The following is an 18,614-nucleotide window of genomic DNA, read 5'->3' as shown; positions in this document are numbered from 1 at the left end:
TTTTTGCTTTATGATTAAATTTAGTATGGTTTTTCATTGCAGATAAATTATACTAAAAAACAGGTCTTAGAGCCAGTGCTCTTTGACCTGTTTTTATTTTATGGGTTGTTTATTTTGAAACAGCCCCATTTTTATTCTGAAGCTGAACAACTAGCTTCCTTTTTAGATTTTTCTTCTTGAGATTCTTCCCACAATTCATCTGCTGTTTTTGCCCATTTTTTCGATACCTCTTCTGTCTTAGCAGTTAAATCTTCTACTTCTTCTCTATCTATTGGCTGAGTAGAATAAGCACCAGATTTTTTAACCATGTCTCTTAATTTTTCTGGATTGTCTAATAATGGACAAGGTCTTAAATGGTTTTCGTTAAAAGGTTGATTTTCCTTATATTGTCTAAATAATGGTGATTGCAATGCTTCTATCAAGCTTACTTCTTTAATGTTTACATTTGAATAATGGATAAATGCACATGGTTCTACATCCCCGTTAGAGTTTATATGAAGATAATTTTTACCTCCTGCAATACAACCATTAACATATTCTCCATCATTCCAGAAATCTAAAACAAATATTGGTTTTTCTTTTCTAAAGTTCCTAACTTGTTGATACATAAATTTACGTTGTTCTGGTGTTGCTATCAAATCTGTTACTGCATCTTTTCCTATTGGAATATAAGTAAAATACCATCCAAACATACAGCCTTGTTCTATTAAGAAGTCTAAGTATTCTTCTGAACCTACTGCATCTGTATTGTATTTGTGATAGCATGTTGAGAACCCAAATACTACTCCTTCTTTTTTAAGAAGTTTCATTGCCTCTATTACCTTATTATAAGTTCCGTCCCCTCTTCTCATATCAGTTTCTTTTTCAAAGCCTTCAACACTTATTGCAAGGCCAAAGTTTCCAAGTTCCCCTAACTTCTTAGCAAATTCTTCATCTACAAGGGTTGCATTTGTAAAAGATAGGAATGAACAATCATTATGCTTTTCTGCTAATTTTATTAAGTCATCCTTTCTAACTAAAGGTTCTCCCCCAGAGAATATATACATATAAATTCCGATTTCTTTTCCTTCTCTTATAATTCTATCTAAAGTTTCAATACTTAAAGAATCTGTCTTTTCATATTCTGCAGCCCAACAACCAGTACATTTTAAATTACAAGCACTAGTTGGATCCATTAGTATTGCCCATGGTACATTACAATCATATTTTTTCTCCATTTTATCCTGAATAGGTATTCCTACTACACCTGAATTTATCATATAATTTATCATAAATTTCTTTCTTGTACTTGGTGATAATTCACTAAAATATCTTTCTATTAATTTGTACCAGTTACTATCTGGATCTTCAGCTATTTCTTTAAAACTTTGTAAATATCTTTTGTGATTTTCCCTTGTAACAATTTTTTCAGCCCATTTTAATAGTTTAGGCATATTCTCCATTGGATCTTTTTCTATATATTTTAAACCTTCATTCATCAAAGCAGTGCTTACAATTTGTTTTACACCAGCCACGATAATTCCTCCTTACTAGTTATTATGCTCTTAGGCCATCAATTAAAATATTAACTGAGTTTAATTGTCTTTCTACATCCATATCACCATTAACATTAGATTGAAAAGTAAAAGATTCTATAAAAGAATATATAGTATCAGCCATACTTTCACTGTCAATAGGTTTTATTTCTTTAGCTTCTATGCCTTGAGCAATTAATTTGTTAATGGATTTTTTCAAATCCTCAGTATATTTTCTTAATTTGTTTAAAAGATCATTGTTCTCTCTTTGCAAAACAATCCATATTTCTGCTAATAAAACAAAAATATAGTTATGCTCGTATTCATTTGTCAGCTCAAATACTAATTTTTTCAATTTTTCTAAAAAAGTTAATTCTTCATCTCCTATGATAGCTTCTACTTTTAATTGTAAATCAACTAATATAGCTTCTACTGAATAGTAAAATATCTCATCTTTGTTCTTAAAATATTGATATATAGTAGTTCTTCCCATGCCACATTTGTGAGATATATGGGATAAACTGGTGTTGTAATATCCCCGTTTTGCAAAAACTTCTTTTGCTTTTTCTATAATTTCTTGTTTCTTATTTTCATAATCTACAATTTTGGGCAAATAATCTTCAAACCTCCTTCCTTTATATCGACACCCCTGTCAATATAATTTTATCACAAACGACACTGTTGTCAATAAAAAAACAAGTTTTTCCCATAATACAGTATTTTATTTAGCTTTTATTATTGAGTATTCCATATTTTGTATAGCTTTATCTACTAAATAATCTATATCTAAATTCTTTTCCGATTCCTCAATATCTTCTAGTTTCGGTTTTGTAACTGGATGTTTAGGTAAAAATACAGTACAACAGTCTTCATAAGGCAAAATAGATGTTTCATATGTTTCAATTTCTTTAGATATATCTATTATTTGAACTTTATCAAACCCTATTAATGGCCTTAATATTGGCATTTCTACCGATGAATTTATTACTTGAATTCCTTGAATAGTCTGGCTTGCTACTTGACCTAAATTCTCTCCTGTTATTAGTGCGTTTATATTCTTATCTTTAGCTATTTTTTCAGCAATTCTCATCATAAACCTTCTAGATAGAATAGTCATTTCATCTTCTGGACATTTTTTATTTATTTCCTTTTGTATATTCAAAATATTTATACTATAGAAAGGTATATTGCCACAATATCTTGCCATTATACTTGCTAAATTTTTTACTTTTTCTTCAGCTCTTTCACTTGTAAAGGGATAGCTATGAAAATGTAAAGCATTTAATTTTACTCCTCTTTTTGCCATCATAAAACCAGCTACTGGACTATCTATTCCACCAGATAATAAGAGTAGTCCTTCTCCATTGGTTCCTATAGGCAAACCACCATATGCTTTTATTCTTTCTATATATATATAACAACTATCCTTTATATCTATATATAAATATACTTCTGGATTATGCACATCTACTTTTACATTTGGAAAATTATCTAATATAATAGCTCCAATTCTCCTAGATACATCTGGTGATTTAATAGGATAATCCTTGTCTACTCTTTTAGTTTTTACTTTAAATGTTTTAATATCCTTTTGCTCTAAAACTTCTTTAAATGCATTTATAGCACCTTGTTCTATACTTTCTATATCCTTTTCAACCTTTATACAAGGACTTATATATACTATCCCAAAAATCTTTTTAAGCCTGCTTATAATTTGATCAAAATAAATTTCTTCTGCTTCTAAGTATATCTTTCCTTGATTTTTATATATTTTAGGAGCGCCTAGGTCTTTAGTCGCATTTTTTATCTGCTTTACTAACTTTCTTTCAAAATATCCTCTATTTAAGCCTTTTAAGGCTACTTCTCCTAAACTTACACTTATTACCTTATCCACAAAGATCACCTCATCATAATTTGTCTAATCTCATCTACTGATTTTTTAAGTTCTTCTACTACATAATCTATATCTTCTTTGGTATTGAAATGAGAGAGACTAAACCTTATGGCTCCTTCAATTTCCTCATTACTTAAACCTATAGCTGTCAACACATGGCTCTTCCCTTGTCCATGAGAAGAACAAGCAGAACCAGTAGAAACATATATACCTCTATCTTCTAAAAAGTGTAATAATACTTCCCCTTTCACTCCTAAGAAAGATATATTTAATATATAAGGAGAAAAATTATTATCTAATAAACTATTTATTTTTATTCTAGGTATATTACTTTTTATATTTTTATATAAATATTTTTTAAGATTCATAATATATTTCTTTTCATCTTCAAAATTATTGTTAATTATTTCTACTGCCTTCCCCATTCCTACAATTCCTGGTACATTTTCTGTGCCTGAACGGAGCCCTTTTTCTTGATTGCCACCGTATACCATGGGAGATATATTGGTTTCCTTTTTTATATAAAGCCCACCAATACCTTTTGGTCCATGAATCTTATGTCCACTAAAAGAAAAACTATCTATATCCCATTCCTTTAATTTTAAAGGGATTTTCCCAAAAGCTTGTATTCCGTCAACATGAATATATGCATTAGAATCTTTCTTATTTAAAATATCCCTTATTTTCTCTACAGGTTCTATAGTGCCAATTTCATTATTTACTAACATAATAGATACAAGTATAGTAGAATCATTTATACTTTTTTCTAATTCTTCTAAATCTATAAAACCATATTCATCTACTTTAAGATAAGTTACATTAAATCCGCTTTCTTCATAATATTTAAATATATTTAAAATTGATGGATGTTCAATTTCTGTTGTAATTATATGATTTCCTCTTTTTTTATTCTTATTTATTATTCCTTGAATTGCAATATTATTACTTTCTGTTCCTCCAGATGTAAAATATACTTCATCTTTATTTACACTTAGGAAGTTAGCTATTATATCTCTAGCTCTCTCAACCTTTTTTTCAGCATTAAATCCTAATCTATGAAGAGAAGATGGATTCCCATAAGATTCTCTTAACATAAAATTTATTTCATTAATTACCTCTTCTCTAGGTCTAGTTGTTGCACCATTATCTAGATATACTTCCACTTTATCACCTCATCTACTACTAGTATCCTAATTCTTCATCAATAAGAAAAATTGTTATATCCACATCAGATGGTTTCTTGTGAATTATAGTCTCTATATTACAAATTCTCGCAGAAGCTCTACAGTCAGTACATAGCCCTGTAATTCTACAAGGGGTATCTGCTACAAGTCTCTCTACATTTTTAGGAGCAGCTATCTTTTTTATTCTGTCCCTAGCAGCTTCATAATCTTTACAAATTTTATTTGTCCCTGCTATAATAAAAACTTTTTCATGTCCATAAAACATAGATGCTACCCTATTGCCTACTCCATCCATATTTACTAACTTACCATCTTCTGTAATAGCATTTGTACTTGTAAGATATATATCTGCTTTATCAGCTTTATTTCTTATATCCTTTACTTCTCCATCTGAAGCCATCCAATGCCAATATACTTCCACATCTCTGTTTAATAACTCTTCATATATTTTCATATCATATATAGTCATGGAACCACCTATTCCCACTGTATTAGAAGGATCTATCTTTTCAATTAACTCTTTTTTTGCGTCTTCGATATTTGTATAAAGTTTTGCACTATATCCATTTTCTCTTAAACTTTTAATTGTATTTAAAATGTCTTTTCTCATATTAACTCCCCTTTTTTTGATTATTGATTTAACTTTATTATATAAGATTTTAACCTTATATTAAAGCTATATACAATTTGAATTTAAAAAAATAATTTTTTTCAAAAATGTATTGCAAAACTTGTCGTAATTTGCTATAATTTTAACGTGGTTATCCCCCTGGTAACCTCAAATAAGATCTCTATTCCCAATACCCCTTTTGAACGGTTTTATGTGACATCCCTTGTGGATGTGAAGACTCCTTTTAGGAGTCTTCTTTTTTTATCTTTTCTTTTGTTTCCAATCTATGTTAAAATACTATTAGAAATTTATATTAGGAGGTAAAAAAATGTCTAACTCTAATAAAGTAGCAGTGATTTTTACTGGAGGAACCATTTCTATGAAAATAGATCCTCGTATCCATGCTGCTATTCCCGCACTATCTAGTGAAGAAATAATGGCAATGGTAACTAATATTGAAAAGTTTGCTGATGTAGAAATTATAAATTTCTCAAACCTTCCAAGCCCTCATATAACACCAAAAATAATGATGGAATTAACTAAATTAGTTAAGAAAACGATTGCAAAAGATGGTATTACAGGAGTTGTAGTTACTCATGGAACCGATTCTTTAGAAGAAACAGCTTATATTTTAGATTTAACTATAAAGTCTGAAAAGCCTATAGTTGTAGCTGGGGCTATGAGAAACAGTTCTGAATTAGGTTATGATGGTTCTAGCAACCTTGCAGCTGCTATTTGTACTGCTATATCTAATAAATCTAAAAATAAAGGTGTTCTAGTTGTTATGAATAATGAAGTTAATGCTGCTAGCGAAGTAACAAAAACTAATACTCTAGCTTTGGATACATTTAAATCACCAGAATTCGGTCCATTGGGTATAGTTGATAACGATGAAGTTATTTTTTATAGAGATATTGTATCTAGAGATTTTATAGATACTGAAACCATTGAATCAAAAGTAGCACTTTTAAAAACAGGTCCAGGAATGAATTCAGACCTTATAAACTTTTGTATAGAATCTGAATACAAAGGTATAGTTATTGAAGGGTTGGGAAGGGGAAATCTACCTCCTGAAATGATAGAAGGGGTTAAAAAAAGTATTGAAAAAAATATCCCCATAGTATTGGTTTCTAGATGTCCTACTGGAAGAGTACTCGATACATATGGATATAAAGGGGGAGGAAAACATCTTAGAAAATTAGGGGTTATATTTGGAGGAAATCTTCCAGGTCAAAAAGCGAGAATCAAACTAATGCTGGCTCTAAGTACTACTAAAAATATGAATGATATAAGAAATCTGTTTGAAAAAGATGAATACAGTCAAATATAAAAAAATAAAAAAAGATAGTGCTATAAATGTCTAAATAGCACTATCTTTTTTTATTTCTCATGAAAAATCCTCTACTTCTTCTATTTAAATACTCTTCTATGTAATCTATTCTTTCTGTTAGTACTTTTATTTCATTTTCAAGTACTTTTATTTTATCATCTTTATTATTTTTTTCTTCTTTTAAAATTGGCTTATCATACTTAACCCCTTTTTTTTTAAAGGTATTTCTACAACATCTACTAAAGGTCCAAAGCCTATAAAAGAAATCTCAGGATAAATCTTTCCAAAATAATAGTTAAAATTTTTTTTAGTCCCTTTAAACGGATATTCACAATATTTATATCTTACAATATCAGATCTTTTAGATATATTCCAAAGATATATAGAACTCCAACTTTCCCCCTCATATTCACTATATCTACTTAAAACATTGTCATATTCTATCCAAGATAACCATAACTTATCTTCAAAATAAGTAAAAGTAGGGTATGAACAATTCTCTGTATTAGACATAATTTTTTCTTTTTCCATTACTATTCTATCTTCAAGTATTTTAAATCTCTCATATTTTATAGCTAAGTTCTTTTCAATATATTGGCTATAGGTTAGATGAAGAATATCATCATATAATAAAGTATCTATGTATAACTTATCTTCCAAATTTTTTGTAATTTGTAATTTATCCAACCATTTCTTATCTTTCTTATTATATTTTTTCATATATATATTTTCTACTTGTGAAGAATCATAATATATTAAAATTATCCCATCTTGATAATATTCTATATTAAAAAAATTCAATACTTCAGATATCTTTATTTCATCTATAATATTTGTGTACCAGTCATACTTATCATAATGATGATGGTATAATCTATATTCTTTTTCCTCTAATAATATATTGTATAATATATGTATTTCACCTTCATCTAATGCAATAGTTAAGTTATATACATTTGGAATTGGTTTCACTGTTAAACATATAGAATCTATTTTTTCTCCAAATATAGTTGCTAAAAATAAATGATTATAATTATTTTGATAGACTATATATATTTTTCCATCCATTCCAATAGCTATATCGTATTCTTCTAATGCATCTGTTATTATTTTATTTTCTATGATTTCTCCATTCATATTATTAAAATAATTATATATTATTTTTCCTTCTTCCCAATAAAGTATATAAATATTATTTGATTTATCTCTTGCTATAGAAACTTTTTCATTATAGAAAGCCATAAATACACCACCTATTAGAAGTCTTTATATATATTTATTAATACTCAAATGAAATATGCAATTTCCTATTGAAACTGTAACAAATTTTTACTAAAGAGAATATATTAACATTGAGGGAAGAACTTAATGATGGTGAAAGGAGGAAAATTATGAGTTCTGATATAAAAGATATAAAATCTGATGTTATAGATTTAGGAATTACAGATAGATGTTGTGATGCTACTACTGGATGTGAATGGGATGGTAGTTTAAGGAGGGTTAGGCCAGAACCAATATTCACACAAAAAGTATACGATGCTACACTAGTTAACCTTCAAGCTCTTAGAACTATAACAGATCAACATTTTCACCCACACTTAGGTAGAAATGCAAGAATTGTTAGAGTATTAGATGTAAGATGCAGAAAGTTTTTCAACCCTGAGAATGTCAATGATCCTTGTAATTTAAAAGTAGATCCAGATACTGTTATATCTGGAGGAGATTTTGTTAAAGATGGTAAAGGCAATCCAATTAAGGTTGTAGGCCCTAGTGGGCTAAAGGATGAAAAATTAATATTTGCAGATACTTCGGAATGTGATAGAAAAGGTAAGGGAACACCTGTATTTGGCACTCAAACAGTAAAAATATCCGGTGATGTATTGGTAGAAATCGATGTACTAGTTTCCGATGGCCGCAGAAGAAGAAATAAAGTAACATTAACTAGCAGAGTTCCAATAGCTCCTAGAACTAATCCAATAGTTATGACTAATTTCTTTGAGCTTTGTATTCCATCAGTATTTGATTCAGCATTTTTGCCAAGATTTGCTGAATTCTGCAATGTGAATTGTGAAGCTAGAATTGCTACAAATAGTATTATGAGAGACATAACTATAGATCCTAATACAGGTAAAGTTCACATAAATCTAATTATAGCTATCTGTATAAGCTGTGAAAAGAAAGTAATAGTTCCAGTACAACTTTGTGTATTATCTACTGGATTCCCAGTATTATCACCAGAAGTTTCTCCAATTTGCAATACATTCCCAAGTCTATTTCCAAAACAAATAGATGAACATAGTGATGATAGTGATTGTCATAGACCTAGAACATTTTCTGAAGAAGATGAAATAGTTAGCGAAGATATTATTATTGATGAGGAATTTGATGAGTTTGAAGAAGATTAATAATTTTAAAAATAGGTACTCCAGTGAGTACCTATTTTTTTATATATGAAAGTTTCATATTCAAGCTAACTTACTACTATCTTTTATTGAATTTGTCCATTTTCCACATTTATCACCATATCTAGCAAGTATATTGTTTCCTTCTTGAATTTCAATTACTTCACATAGATTAGCACAATCATTACATTCCATACCTCTTACTTTATAGTCTATATTTGAAATATTTAATCCTTTAAAACTTGTAGCTTTTTTCCTTTTTACTTCTGCTTTTGCTAATAAACCAACTCCTACTGCTCCCATGACATCAAAATCTTTTGGAATAAATACTTCTTGTTTTAAAGTATCTTCAAAAGCCCTTTTAATGCCTTCATTAGCTGCTACTCCTCCTTGAAATGCTATTGGTCCTAATATTTCTTTGCCTTTCCCTACGTTATTTAAATAGTTTCTAACTAAAGCTTGGGAAAGTCCCCAAATTATATCTTCCTGATTATGTCCAAGTTGTTGCTTATGAATCATATCTGACTCTGCAAATACTGCACATCTTCCTGCAATTCTTACTGGATTATCAGATTTTAATGCAAGTTTTCCAAATTGTTCTATACCTACGCCTAATCTAAAAGCCTGCCTATCTAAGAAAGAACCGGTTCCTGCAGCACAAACTGTATTCATAGCAAAATCAACTACTATACCATCTCTAATAATTATTATTTTAGAATCTTGCCCACCAATTTCAATTATAGTTTTTATATCTGGCATAAAATCTAAGGCTGATACTGCATGACATGTTATTTCATTTTTTACTACATCTGCCCCTAATATTAAACCAGCTAATTGTCTACCACTTCCTGTAGTTCCTACCCCTTTTATATCAATATCCCCTAATTCTTTTCTAACTTCTTTTAATCCTTCTTTTAAAATATCTATTGGTTTTCCTTGGGTTCTTAAGTATTTTTTCCATACTATATTATTTTCTTCATCTAAAATAACTATATTAGTACTCACCGAACCTACATCAATACCCATATAGAAATTTTTCATTTTTCTTTTCCTCCCTTTTTCTTTCCAATAAATCAACGAAAGCTTCTAATCTAGTCATATATCCTGCTTCTCCAGTCATTTCATCTAAAACCAATGTCATTACTGGAATATCATAATCTTTTTGGATTGTAGGCAAAATACTTTTAGCTACTATTTCAGGCATACAATTTAATGGTAGTAATTGTATAACTCCATCAAAACCTTTTTCAGAATAATATATAGCACTTCCTACAGTTTCTCGTCCATGACCTCCTACTAAAGTAGGTATATAGGGTTTGGCTAATCTATACTTTTCATTTTCTTCTTTGCTTCCAAATGGAAAATTACTAACATGATGCTCTACCCATTTAGTAGGGGTTAAAGACTTTTCCACTATAGCCCCCATATGTCCTAATTTTTTTTCAATTTCTAAGTTAACAAAAGGTTCAATAATAGTATAGATTTCACCTATAATCCCTATTTTTATAGGATTTTTATTCTTATCTATTTTTACAGCTTTAAGAGAACTTTCTACTTCATCCATAAGCCTTAACATATTTTTCCCACCAACAGTATTCTCTACTTCCATATAATAAGATTCCATTATATTATCTACTAAATAGCTATTGACAGCATAAGCTCTCGTTTCATTGGAAAGTTGGGTTAAATAATCTGATTTCTTTATAAGCTGCCATCCAAAATTTCCTGCCCTTATTAACTCTCTATAACTTTTTACATTTAAAGCTCTACAAATATTGTTTTTCAGTTTTTTTACACCTTCATAAATTGGATCAAATACTATAAATTCTACATCATATCCTAAATCATCTAATATATTTTGTTCCAATACTGAATAATATCCAAATCTGCAAGGACCACAGCTACCAGTTATTAATATAGTGTCTGCTCCCTTTTCAATACTTTCTATATAATTGCCAATATTTATTTTAAAAGGTAAACACATAGTTTCTGGTGAATACTTAGTCCCTATTTCAAGTGTTTTTTTACTACATCTAGGAGGTGGAATTACTTCTTGACCTAATTCCTCTAAAAAAGCTTTTCCTGCTATATAAACATTACCTAAATGCGGAAATGTTATTTTCATCTCTATTCCTCCATTTCATCATATCTATAAAAGCTTCAATTCTAGTATTTATTCCTGCTTCTCCTGTCTGTTCATCTAAAGTTAATAATGTAAATGGAATTTCTTCTTTTATGGCTTTTCTCTCCACTAAATCAACAAGTACAGAATCCATACCACATCCAAAAGATGATAAATAAATAATTCCATCTATTTTCTGCTCTTTTATTAAACTAAAAGCCGAACCTACTATCTTTTTACCATGAGTCCAAAACATTCTCTTAGGTAATTTGTTAGAATACCTATTTATTTTATCCTTATTTATCATTTCTGGAGTAATAACTTTTATATTATTTGACATCAACTTTGAAACTAAATTCATATTTAAATATTCATCGTATATAGCATAAGAGTGTCCAACAACCATAATAGTTAATTCATTATGTCTTGAACTATAATTTATATCTTTAAAAACTTTATCGTATATTTTTATTGCTTCTATGGGAACTACACCTTTGTTTAACAAGTAGGTATATCTTTCATAAGATTTTTCAGCTTTTTTATAAGCTTTTTTTACTTCCCAAAAGTCCTTTCCTAAAAGCTTTCCAGTATCATATATGGCTTTTTTATACTTAGTATTAGATTTCCTTAAATTAATTTGAGTATCTATAATTGGGGGTAATTTTTCTATAGAACACCTTACCATATCAGGAAGGCCTAATACCTTAGGACAACAATATTCCATTTTATCTATACTCATAATTCTAGGTATAAATATATAATCAACCTTGTCTTTTAAATACTGTACATGTCCATGAAATATTTTTACTGGCAAACAAGCTTCATCTACACAAGAAGAAATTCCCGAATTTAATATTTCTTTATTTGTCTTGGAAGAAACTATTATTTCAATACCAAGCTCTTGAAAAAATTCTTTCCACATAGGAAAATAATCATAGAAAAACATTCCTCTAGGAATACCGATTTTACACATAAAATAATCCCTCCAATCGTCACAGTATATTATTGACATATTGAAGGGATTATATAACTTTTATAATATTATTTTATTTTTCCATTTCCATTAAATAGTATAGACTTTTTATTGAAATAAGTATTTCATCATTACTTGTTACTCTTTGATCTAATGAAGCTGTCATATAGTCCATAAATTCTTCAGGTCTTTCAAATGGAAGCTCTATTGTAGATAATAACCTTTTCATTCTAAGTTTTCTTTCAACATTGGACATTAAAGATATAGATCTATTTATATATTGAATAAAGTTTAAAAGTATTTCTTCTAAGTAGTCTTTATCTATTGGAGTCATAAAATCTTGATCGTCTAACAAAAGTATCTCATCATCTTCAAAAATTATATCATTATAATAAGTAAGCACATTTTTTGTAAATAACAATTCCTGATTTAATTTTTTATCTATAATATATTCTCTCTTAACAACTTCATTTCCTATCTTCTCTAAAAATTCATTAGCTTTAAATAAATCTTTCTCTAAAATAGATATTTCTTTCTTTAATTTTTCTTTCACCTTCTCATATATATCTTTTCCAAAAGAAGTTCTAGTTTCTTTCCATTCCTTAACAAGCTGCTCATTTAGTTGAATATCTTTAAGTAAGAAATTAGTCAAAAACACTACTATTAATTTATTGGTTAATATACCTAGATTCATCATAAAAAAATCTATTTGTTCTACTTCTTCTAAAAGCTTTTTGGAGTTTTCTAAAACATTTTCTGTCTCTTCTATGGTTAATTCCTTGAATTTATTCTGTTTTATGTCTTGAGTCATTCTAAAATAATTATCAAATTTTGTACCATAGCTAGGTTCCATGGAACCATCAAATATCCTTTTATAGTCTCTTATCTGATTATCTACATATTCTTTAGGATATTTAGCCAGGTTCTTTCTAAGAGAAGTCTCTATTAACTCTAAAAATTTTACTTTCGTCATCCTAAAAGGAAGTAATTTTATTATAGCAGATATTTTTTTAGTAAATAAATAATAGTTTTTACTATCCTTAGCTATATAATTCATAATATCTAAATATAGTTTATTTAAAATTTCTTGGTCTAAATTGTCTAAGTTCTGTGTTCCTTTCATCATATATTTATTAAAATAATGATTAGCTAATTCGTTAATATAAGATATTTCTACTACATAAGGTTTAAAAAAATTTGAAAGTTGATATAAGCCTTTTCTTATATTTTTTACTGTTTCTAATTTATCATCTTCTTCTCTTACTTTTTCATCTAAACTATAAGTCAATTCCAATAAATCATTATAATAATTTTCAATTGCTTCTTTTTCTTCTTTAGATCCAATCCTCTCTATAACTTTAAATTCATTCATCATTTCTTTACACTCTAAAACACCATAAAAACTATCATATATAGACATTGTTCCAATTTTTTTAAGTTGCTCTTCATTTAAATTACTCATAATTTCTAATATTTCTTCATTTGATAATTTATCTAAATCTTTATCATCTAAATTATATAAACTTTTTATATCAATTTTTTTATTCATATTATTACTCCTTTCAGAATCATTACCAAGAAGATATATTGCCATCAGCCCTAGGTTCTGTGCCACCTATTAAAACTTTATCTTTTCTTAAAATTATTTGTCCTCTACCAAAGCTTCCAATATCTTCTGAGTATTTAATTTCATGTCCCAAATCTATCAAATTTTCTACTATATCTTTTGAAAAGTTTGGTTCTACTAATATTTCTTTATTTCCAACCCATTGCCAACGTGGACGATCTAATGCTTCTTGAGGGTTATGATTAAAATCTATTAAATTTGTAACAACTTGAACATGCCCTTGAGGTTGCATATATTTTCCCATTACTCCAAATGGACCTATAGGTCTATCTTTCTTAGTTATGAACCCTGGTATAATAGTATGATAAGTCTTTTTCCCTGGTTCTAGACAATTATCTAATGAATTATCTAATGAAAAACTACAACCTCTATTGTGTAAATTAATTCCTGTGCCTGGAACTACAAGACCAGAACCAAAATCCATAAAATTGCTTTGAATATAACTTACCATATTGCCTTCATTGTCAGCAGTAGATAAATATACCGTTCCTCCTAAATTAGGATTACCATGAATTGGTCTAATTGCTTTTTCTCCTATAAGTTTAGCTCTTTTATATGCATATTCTTTTGATAAAAGCCTACTAACAGGTACTTTCATCTTATTATAATCCGTAATATATCTCAAACCATCTTCATATGCAAGCTTCATTGCTTCAATAATTATATGTTGTGAAGAAACTTTTCCATATTCTAATTGGAAATTATTTAATATATTTAATGCCATTAAAACTACTAATCCATGAGTATTAGGCGGCAATTCCCATATATCGTATCCTCTATAATTAACGCTAATTGGATTAACCCATTCTGGCTTAAATTCTAATAAATCTTCTTTTCCCAAATATCCATTATATTTTCTTGAAAACTTATCAATCTTTTCCGCTATATCGCCTTCATAAAAAGATAGGCATTCACTTTCTCCTAGCTCTGTCAAAGTTCTTCCCATGTCTTTACTTCTCCATAAAACTCCTGGCTTAGGAAATTCTCCTTCAATGGTAAAAGTTTTAAACCATTCTTCATACTCTTCACCTTTTAAATTTTTTTTATATTTGTTAAAGGCTTCCTTCCAGTTCTCAGATACTATTGGTGAAACTGGATATCCTTCTATTGCATATGCTATGGCAGGTTCAAGAACCTCTTTTAAAGGAAGATTTCCAAATCTTTTAGACAGTTCTCTCCAAGCATATGGAACTCCAGGTACTGTAACAGGTATAAATCCATGAGTAGGCATTGTTTTATATCCTTTATTCTTTAGCTTTTCAATAGTTAAACTCTTTGGTGCTGGCCCACTAGAATTTAAACCATGTAGTTTGTTTTTATGCCATACTATAGCGAATGCATCTCCTCCTATGCCATTTGAAGTGGGTTCTACTACTGTAAGACATGCAGCAGTTGCTATAGCCGCATCTATAGCATTACCACCCTTTTTTATAATCTCTAAGCCAGCTTCTGCAGCTAATGGCTGAGATGTAGCAACCATAGCTTTCTTTGCAAACACAGTCATCCTTTGGGATGGATATCTATTAATAAAGCTGTTAAACTCCATTATATTCCCCCTTACATGAATTTGATTTTCTGATTGATAATATATATAATTTATAATCAGTATAGCATATTTATTATAACATGATAGATAAAGGAGAATAAATAATGGAAACAATATATTATAATATTGATTATGATTTAAATATAGAAAAATATTTTGATGATGGTCAAGTTTGCTTTTTAGATATTGAAACTACTGGATTTAGTAGAGTTAAGGATATTATTTATTTAGTTGGTTTATTAATTTATAATGAAGGAAAATATACTTTAAAACAGTATTTTTTAAACTCCCCTGAAAAAGAAAAACTTCTTTTAAAAAGTTTGATACATGATATAGAAGAAAGTAAATACATTGTGACATTTAATGGTAATACCTTTGATATACCTTTTTTAAATAGCAAATATAGAAAATACGATATTAAATACAATATACCAAAAAATAAAAATATGGACCTCTATAGAATAATAAGAGATAACAAAGAATTGTTTCCACTTCAAAATTTTAAACTTAAATCTATTGAAAAGTATATTGGAATTAATAGAGAAGACACACTATCAGGAAAGGATTGTATATCTCTTTATTATAGTTATATAAATAAGAGACAAAAAGAAAAAAGAAAACTTATTTTAAAGCATAATTATGATGACTTATATTATTTGCCTTTTATTTTAAAAGCACTAGATATAATAGATGAGAACAAAACTATACGTATACTACATTCTCCCTTTGAAGATGAAATAAATATAAAAATTGAAAATATAAGTTTCATCAATGATATGATGAAACTGTATTGTAAAACAGATCCTCTAAAAATAGATTCCTATATAGATTATGGAAGTTTTTATAATTTAGATTGGAATACTGATGAAGGTATATTAAATATGGAATTTCAAGTTAAAGAAGGGCTACTATCTAGTAGAGAGAAAAGTTTTTATTTAGATTTAAAAGGTTATGAAAATAAAATAGATGTCATAGATAGTACAAGCTTCAATCTACCTTCAAATATAATACTACTGAAGATAGGTAACAGTTTAGTTCTAGATAATATTAAAAATATAGTTCGTTCTACAATAAAAAATATAATAAAATAAAAAAAGAGTAGAAATTTTTCTACTCTTTTTTTATGGCTGGGATGGCAGGACTCGAACCTGCGGAATGCTAGAGTCAAAGTCTAGTGCCTTACCGGCTTGGCTACATCCCAATAATAATTGAAATATTAAAATCAAAAAATATATGGTGCCCAGAGGCGGAATCGAACCACCGACACGGGGATTTTCAGTCCCCTGCTCTACCGACTGAGCTATCTGGGCAATAATTGGTGGGCCTTCAGGGACTCGAACCCCGGACCTACCGGTTATGAGCCGGGCGCTCTAACCAACTGAGCTAAAGGCCCCAATTTTATATGGTGGGCCTGGGTGGACTCGAACCACCGACCTCACGCTTATCAGGCGTGCGCTCTAACCACCTGAGCTACAGGCCCTAAATTTAACTTTAGGTTAATATGGTGGGCGCAATAGGGCTCGAACCTATGACCCCCTGCTTGTAAGGCAGGTGCTCTCCCAGCTGAGCTATGCGCCCTAAAGTAAAAATATGTAGACTGGCAGGGGTAGCAGGACTCGAACCCACGACATTCGGTTTTGGAGACCGACGTTCTACCAACTGAACTATACCCCTACAGTCATGTCCAAATGATTATTTAAACAAATAGTGGTGGGCCTTCAGGGACTCGAACCCCGGACCTACCGGTTATGAGCCGGGCGCTCTAACCAACTGAGCTAAAGGCCCACGATTAATTTAAATAACTGGCGGAGAAGGAGGGATTTGAACCCTCGCGCCCCGTTAGGGACCTACTCCCTTAGCAGGGGAGCCTCTTCAGCCTCTTGAGTACTTCTCCAAATGGCATGATTTTTTTTGGCGGAGAGGGTGGGATTCGAACCCACGTGGGCCGCAAGACCCTAACGGTTTTCAAGACCGCCCCGTTATGACCACTTCGGTACCTCTCCAAATGGTGACCCATCGGCGACTCGAACGCCGGACTCCCTGATTAAAAGTCAGGTGCTCTGCCAACTGAGCTAATGGGTCATAATGGCTGGGATGGCAGGACTCGAACCTGCGGAATGCTAGAGTCAAAGTCTAGTGCCTTACCGGCTTGGCTACATCCCAATAATATGGTGCACCTAGGAGGATTCGAACCCCCGGCACACGGATTAGAAGTCCGTTGCTCTATCCAACTGAGCTATAGGTGCATTTTATGGAGCGGGTGAAGGGAATCGAACCCTCGCAACCAGCTTGGAAGGCTGGGGCTCTACCACTGAGCTACACCCGCATGGTGGAGGAGACTGGATTCGAACCAGTGAAGGCTGAGCCAACGGATTTACAGTCCGTCCCCTTTAGCCAACTCGGGAACTCCTCCGGGTTTTATGGAGCTGGTGAGAGGACTTGAACCCCCAACCTACTGATTACAAGTCAGTTGCTCTGCCAATTGAGCTACACCAGCAAAAGTATTAATTTTATGATCTATAAGAACCAATGTTATTGTTCTTAGCTGCTCCGACTAAGCGATTCACACCAAATCAGAGATTTGGGTTCTCTGCTTATGCCAATTGAGCTACACCAGCAAATATGCTCCACACAACTTAAAATTATAAAGCCTAAACTCCAATTTGTCAACTGTTTTTTAGAATTTAATTATTTTTATTTAAAACAGTATTATGGCGACCTGGAAGGGACTCGAACCCTCGACCTCTAGCGTGACAGGCTAGCATTCTAACCAACTGAACTACCAGGCCATATTGAATATGGTGGGCGCAATAGGGCTCGAACCTATGACCCCCTGCTTGTAAGGCAGGTGCTCTCCCAGCTGAGCTATGCGCCCTGGTGACCCTACCGGGATTCGAACCCGGGTTACCGCCGTGAAAGGGCGGTGTCTTAACCGCTTGACCATAGGGCCAGGATATTTAAGGTTTAATGGTTGCGGGAGCTGGATTTGAACCAACGACCTCCGGGTTATGAGCCCGACGAGCTACCAGACTGCTCCATCCCGCGATGATATTTTTGGTGCCGAGGACCGGAATCGAACCGGTACGATCTTTGAGGATCGCAGGATTTTAAGTCCTGTGCGTCTGCCTGTTCCGCCACCCCGGCAATATATGGCTCCTAGGGTGGGACTCGAACCCACAACCTACCGGTTAACAGCCGGTTGCTCCACCATTGAGCTACCCAGGAATATATCTGGCAACTTCCTACTCTCCCAGAGCGTTACCACTCAAGTACCATAGGCGTTAAGAGGCTTAACTGCTGTGTTCGGTATGGGAACAGGTGTGACCCTCCTGCTATAGTCACCAGATAGAGCCTTTCGGCAATTTAAAATTTTCAATTATAAATTTTAAATGAATTACTTTCTTGATACTTT

General features: G+C 31.1%; 14 protein-coding genes, 21 tRNA genes and 1 rRNA gene. 3 read left to right on the top strand and 33 right to left on the bottom strand.

Translation table 11 applies throughout. The features are described 5' to 3' along the window. Positions 1 to 131 precede the first annotated feature (131 nt). The 5 genes from FYJ27_RS12290 to FYJ27_RS12270 form a co-directional block, all read right to left on the bottom strand. Positions 132 to 1,514, bottom strand: coding sequence for a radical SAM protein (locus FYJ27_RS12290; protein WP_320055294.1), 1,383 nt, complete (start codon positions 1,512 to 1,514; stop codon positions 132 to 134). 22 nt (positions 1,515 to 1,536) lie between these two features. Then, the gene (locus tag FYJ27_RS12285) at positions 1,537 to 2,127 is read right to left on the bottom strand and encodes a TetR/AcrR family transcriptional regulator (RefSeq protein WP_154485085.1); all 591 of its coding nucleotides are present in this window, start codon (positions 2,125 to 2,127) and stop codon (positions 1,537 to 1,539) included. 108 nt (positions 2,128 to 2,235) lie between these two features. Further along, complete coding sequence (gene thiI / locus FYJ27_RS12280) at positions 2,236 to 3,408, bottom strand: tRNA uracil 4-sulfurtransferase ThiI (protein ID WP_216385828.1); 1,173 nt, start codon at positions 3,406 to 3,408, stop codon at positions 2,236 to 2,238. A gap of 5 nt (positions 3,409 to 3,413) precedes the next feature. Continuing rightward, positions 3,414 to 4,571, bottom strand: coding sequence for a cysteine desulfurase family protein (locus tag FYJ27_RS12275; RefSeq protein WP_226807470.1), 1,158 nt, complete (start codon positions 4,569 to 4,571; stop codon positions 3,414 to 3,416). Between the two features lie 19 nt (positions 4,572 to 4,590). Beyond that, positions 4,591 to 5,202 carry a lactate utilization protein gene (locus FYJ27_RS12270; RefSeq protein ID WP_154485084.1) on the bottom strand — a complete coding sequence of 204 codons (612 nt, stop codon included), beginning with the start codon at positions 5,200 to 5,202 and terminating at the stop codon, positions 4,591 to 4,593. A gap of 328 nt (positions 5,203 to 5,530) precedes the next feature. Between FYJ27_RS12270 and FYJ27_RS12265 the strand changes: the two genes are divergently transcribed. Continuing rightward, positions 5,531 to 6,532: an asparaginase gene (locus FYJ27_RS12265; RefSeq protein ID WP_154485083.1), complete on the top strand. Its 1,002-nt coding sequence runs from the start codon at positions 5,531 to 5,533 to the stop codon at positions 6,530 to 6,532. A 180-nt stretch (positions 6,533 to 6,712) separates the two neighbouring features. Here FYJ27_RS12265 and FYJ27_RS12260 read toward each other — a convergent pair whose 3' ends face one another. Then, the gene (locus FYJ27_RS12260) at positions 6,713 to 7,774 is read right to left on the bottom strand and encodes a hypothetical protein (protein ID WP_154485082.1); all 1,062 of its coding nucleotides are present in this window, start codon (positions 7,772 to 7,774) and stop codon (positions 6,713 to 6,715) included. Positions 7,775 to 7,923: 149 nt separating this feature from the next. On the opposite strand from FYJ27_RS12260, the gene FYJ27_RS12255 reads away from it, so the two are divergent. Next, on the top strand, positions 7,924 to 8,937 hold the full coding sequence (locus tag FYJ27_RS12255; RefSeq protein WP_154485081.1) for a hypothetical protein: 1,014 nt from the start codon (positions 7,924 to 7,926) through the stop codon (positions 8,935 to 8,937). A gap of 60 nt (positions 8,938 to 8,997) precedes the next feature. On the opposite strand, the gene FYJ27_RS12250 is transcribed toward FYJ27_RS12255, so the two are convergent. From FYJ27_RS12250 to FYJ27_RS12230, 5 genes are all read right to left on the bottom strand, one after another. Continuing rightward, positions 8,998 to 9,975 (bottom strand): acyl-CoA dehydratase activase, encoded by a 978-nt coding sequence (locus FYJ27_RS12250; protein ID WP_154485080.1) that lies wholly within the window; start codon positions 9,973 to 9,975, stop codon positions 8,998 to 9,000. Further along, a complete protein-coding gene (locus tag FYJ27_RS12245; RefSeq protein WP_154485079.1) occupies positions 9,950 to 11,059 on the bottom strand; it encodes a CoA protein activase in 1,110 nt (369 codons plus the stop codon). Before FYJ27_RS12245 ends, FYJ27_RS12250 begins: the two co-directional genes overlap by 26 nt. Further along, on the bottom strand, positions 11,031 to 12,029 hold the full coding sequence (locus tag FYJ27_RS12240; RefSeq protein WP_154485078.1) for an acyl-CoA dehydratase activase-related protein: 999 nt from the start codon (positions 12,027 to 12,029) through the stop codon (positions 11,031 to 11,033). The genes FYJ27_RS12245 and FYJ27_RS12240 overlap by 29 nt, the downstream gene beginning before the upstream one ends. 73 nt (positions 12,030 to 12,102) lie before the next feature. Then, positions 12,103 to 13,578, bottom strand: a complete 1,476-nt coding sequence (locus tag FYJ27_RS12235; protein WP_154485077.1) for a hypothetical protein — start codon at positions 13,576 to 13,578, stop codon at positions 12,103 to 12,105. Between the two features lie 22 nt (positions 13,579 to 13,600). Next, entirely contained in the window at positions 13,601 to 15,202 is a 1,602-nt protein-coding gene (locus FYJ27_RS12230; protein WP_154485076.1) for a gamma-glutamyltransferase family protein, read from the bottom strand. A gap of 104 nt (positions 15,203 to 15,306) precedes the next feature. On the opposite strand from FYJ27_RS12230, the gene FYJ27_RS12225 reads away from it, so the two are divergent. After that, entirely contained in the window at positions 15,307 to 16,293 is a 987-nt protein-coding gene (locus FYJ27_RS12225; RefSeq protein WP_154485075.1) for a ribonuclease H-like domain-containing protein, read from the top strand. 33 nt (positions 16,294 to 16,326) lie between these two features. Here the strand turns inward: FYJ27_RS12225 and FYJ27_RS12220 are convergent. The 22 genes from FYJ27_RS12220 to rrf form a co-directional block, all read right to left on the bottom strand. After that, positions 16,327 to 16,403, bottom strand: a tRNA-Gln gene (locus tag FYJ27_RS12220). A gap of 33 nt (positions 16,404 to 16,436) precedes the next feature. Further along, positions 16,437 to 16,512 (bottom strand) — tRNA-Phe (locus FYJ27_RS12215). A gap of 6 nt (positions 16,513 to 16,518) precedes the next feature. Then, positions 16,519 to 16,595: transfer RNA gene (locus tag FYJ27_RS12210), tRNA-Ile, on the bottom strand. A gap of 10 nt (positions 16,596 to 16,605) precedes the next feature. After that, positions 16,606 to 16,682: transfer RNA gene (locus FYJ27_RS12205), tRNA-Ile, on the bottom strand. A gap of 22 nt (positions 16,683 to 16,704) precedes the next feature. Then, positions 16,705 to 16,780: transfer RNA gene (locus tag FYJ27_RS12200), tRNA-Val, on the bottom strand. Between the two features lie 20 nt (positions 16,781 to 16,800). After that, a tRNA-Trp gene (locus tag FYJ27_RS12195) sits at positions 16,801 to 16,876 on the bottom strand. Positions 16,877 to 16,910: 34 nt separating this feature from the next. Further along, positions 16,911 to 16,987 (bottom strand) — tRNA-Ile (locus FYJ27_RS12190). 18 nt (positions 16,988 to 17,005) lie between these two features. Then, positions 17,006 to 17,096 (bottom strand) — tRNA-Ser (locus FYJ27_RS12185). An 18-nt stretch (positions 17,097 to 17,114) separates the two neighbouring features. After that, positions 17,115 to 17,205: transfer RNA gene (locus tag FYJ27_RS12180), tRNA-Ser, on the bottom strand. Between the two features lie 3 nt (positions 17,206 to 17,208). Next, a tRNA-Lys gene (locus FYJ27_RS12175) sits at positions 17,209 to 17,284 on the bottom strand. A 4-nt stretch (positions 17,285 to 17,288) separates the two neighbouring features. Beyond that, positions 17,289 to 17,365, bottom strand: a tRNA-Gln gene (locus FYJ27_RS12170). A 6-nt stretch (positions 17,366 to 17,371) separates the two neighbouring features. Continuing rightward, positions 17,372 to 17,448 (bottom strand) — tRNA-Arg (locus FYJ27_RS12165). A 6-nt stretch (positions 17,449 to 17,454) separates the two neighbouring features. Further along, positions 17,455 to 17,528, bottom strand: a tRNA-Gly gene (locus tag FYJ27_RS12160). A 1-nt stretch (position 17,529) separates the two neighbouring features. Continuing rightward, positions 17,530 to 17,615, bottom strand: a tRNA-Tyr gene (locus tag FYJ27_RS12155). Positions 17,616 to 17,623: 8 nt separating this feature from the next. Then, positions 17,624 to 17,699, bottom strand: a tRNA-Thr gene (locus FYJ27_RS12150). A gap of 215 nt (positions 17,700 to 17,914) precedes the next feature. After that, positions 17,915 to 17,991 (bottom strand) — tRNA-Asp (locus FYJ27_RS12145). Between the two features lie 10 nt (positions 17,992 to 18,001). Then, positions 18,002 to 18,077 (bottom strand) — tRNA-Val (locus tag FYJ27_RS12140). After that, a tRNA-Glu gene (locus FYJ27_RS12135) sits at positions 18,078 to 18,152 on the bottom strand. A gap of 18 nt (positions 18,153 to 18,170) precedes the next feature. Then, positions 18,171 to 18,247, bottom strand: a tRNA-Met gene (locus FYJ27_RS12130). A 10-nt stretch (positions 18,248 to 18,257) separates the two neighbouring features. Next, positions 18,258 to 18,346 (bottom strand) — tRNA-Leu (locus FYJ27_RS12125). Positions 18,347 to 18,352: 6 nt separating this feature from the next. Next, positions 18,353 to 18,427, bottom strand: a tRNA-Asn gene (locus tag FYJ27_RS12120). A 4-nt stretch (positions 18,428 to 18,431) separates the two neighbouring features. Continuing rightward, positions 18,432 to 18,548 (bottom strand): 5S ribosomal RNA (gene rrf / locus FYJ27_RS12115). Between the last annotated feature and the right edge of the window lie 66 nt (positions 18,549 to 18,614).

It is taken from the genome of Anaerosalibacter bizertensis (genome assembly GCF_009696605.1).
Classification (GTDB): Bacteria; Bacillota; Clostridia; order Tissierellales; family Sporanaerobacteraceae; genus Anaerosalibacter; species Anaerosalibacter bizertensis.
The sequence above is the reverse complement of the archived record's forward strand: the minus strand, read 5'-3'. Positions and strand labels throughout refer to the sequence as shown.

Coding starts and splice junctions, on each gene's coding strand:
- FYJ27_RS12270 (WP_154485084.1), bottom strand. CDS start 5,202: ATGAGAAAAGACATTTTAAATACAATTAAAAGTTTAAGAGAAAATGGA.
- FYJ27_RS12265 (WP_154485083.1), top strand. CDS start 5,531: ATGTCTAACTCTAATAAAGTAGCAGTGATTTTTACTGGAGGAACCATT.
- FYJ27_RS12260 (WP_154485082.1), bottom strand. CDS start 7,774: ATGGCTTTCTATAATGAAAAAGTTTCTATAGCAAGAGATAAATCAAAT.
- FYJ27_RS12255 (WP_154485081.1), top strand. CDS start 7,924: ATGAGTTCTGATATAAAAGATATAAAATCTGATGTTATAGATTTAGGA.
- FYJ27_RS12250 (WP_154485080.1), bottom strand. CDS start 9,975: ATGAAAAATTTCTATATGGGTATTGATGTAGGTTCGGTGAGTACTAAT.
- FYJ27_RS12245 (WP_154485079.1), bottom strand. CDS start 11,059: ATGAAAATAACATTTCCGCATTTAGGTAATGTTTATATAGCAGGAAAA.
- FYJ27_RS12240 (WP_154485078.1), bottom strand. CDS start 12,029: ATGTGTAAAATCGGTATTCCTAGAGGAATGTTTTTCTATGATTATTTT.
- FYJ27_RS12235 (WP_154485077.1), bottom strand. CDS start 13,578: ATGAATAAAAAAATTGATATAAAAAGTTTATATAATTTAGATGATAAA.
- FYJ27_RS12230 (WP_154485076.1), bottom strand. CDS start 15,202: ATGGAGTTTAACAGCTTTATTAATAGATATCCATCCCAAAGGATGACT.
- FYJ27_RS12225 (WP_154485075.1), top strand. CDS start 15,307: ATGGAAACAATATATTATAATATTGATTATGATTTAAATATAGAAAAA.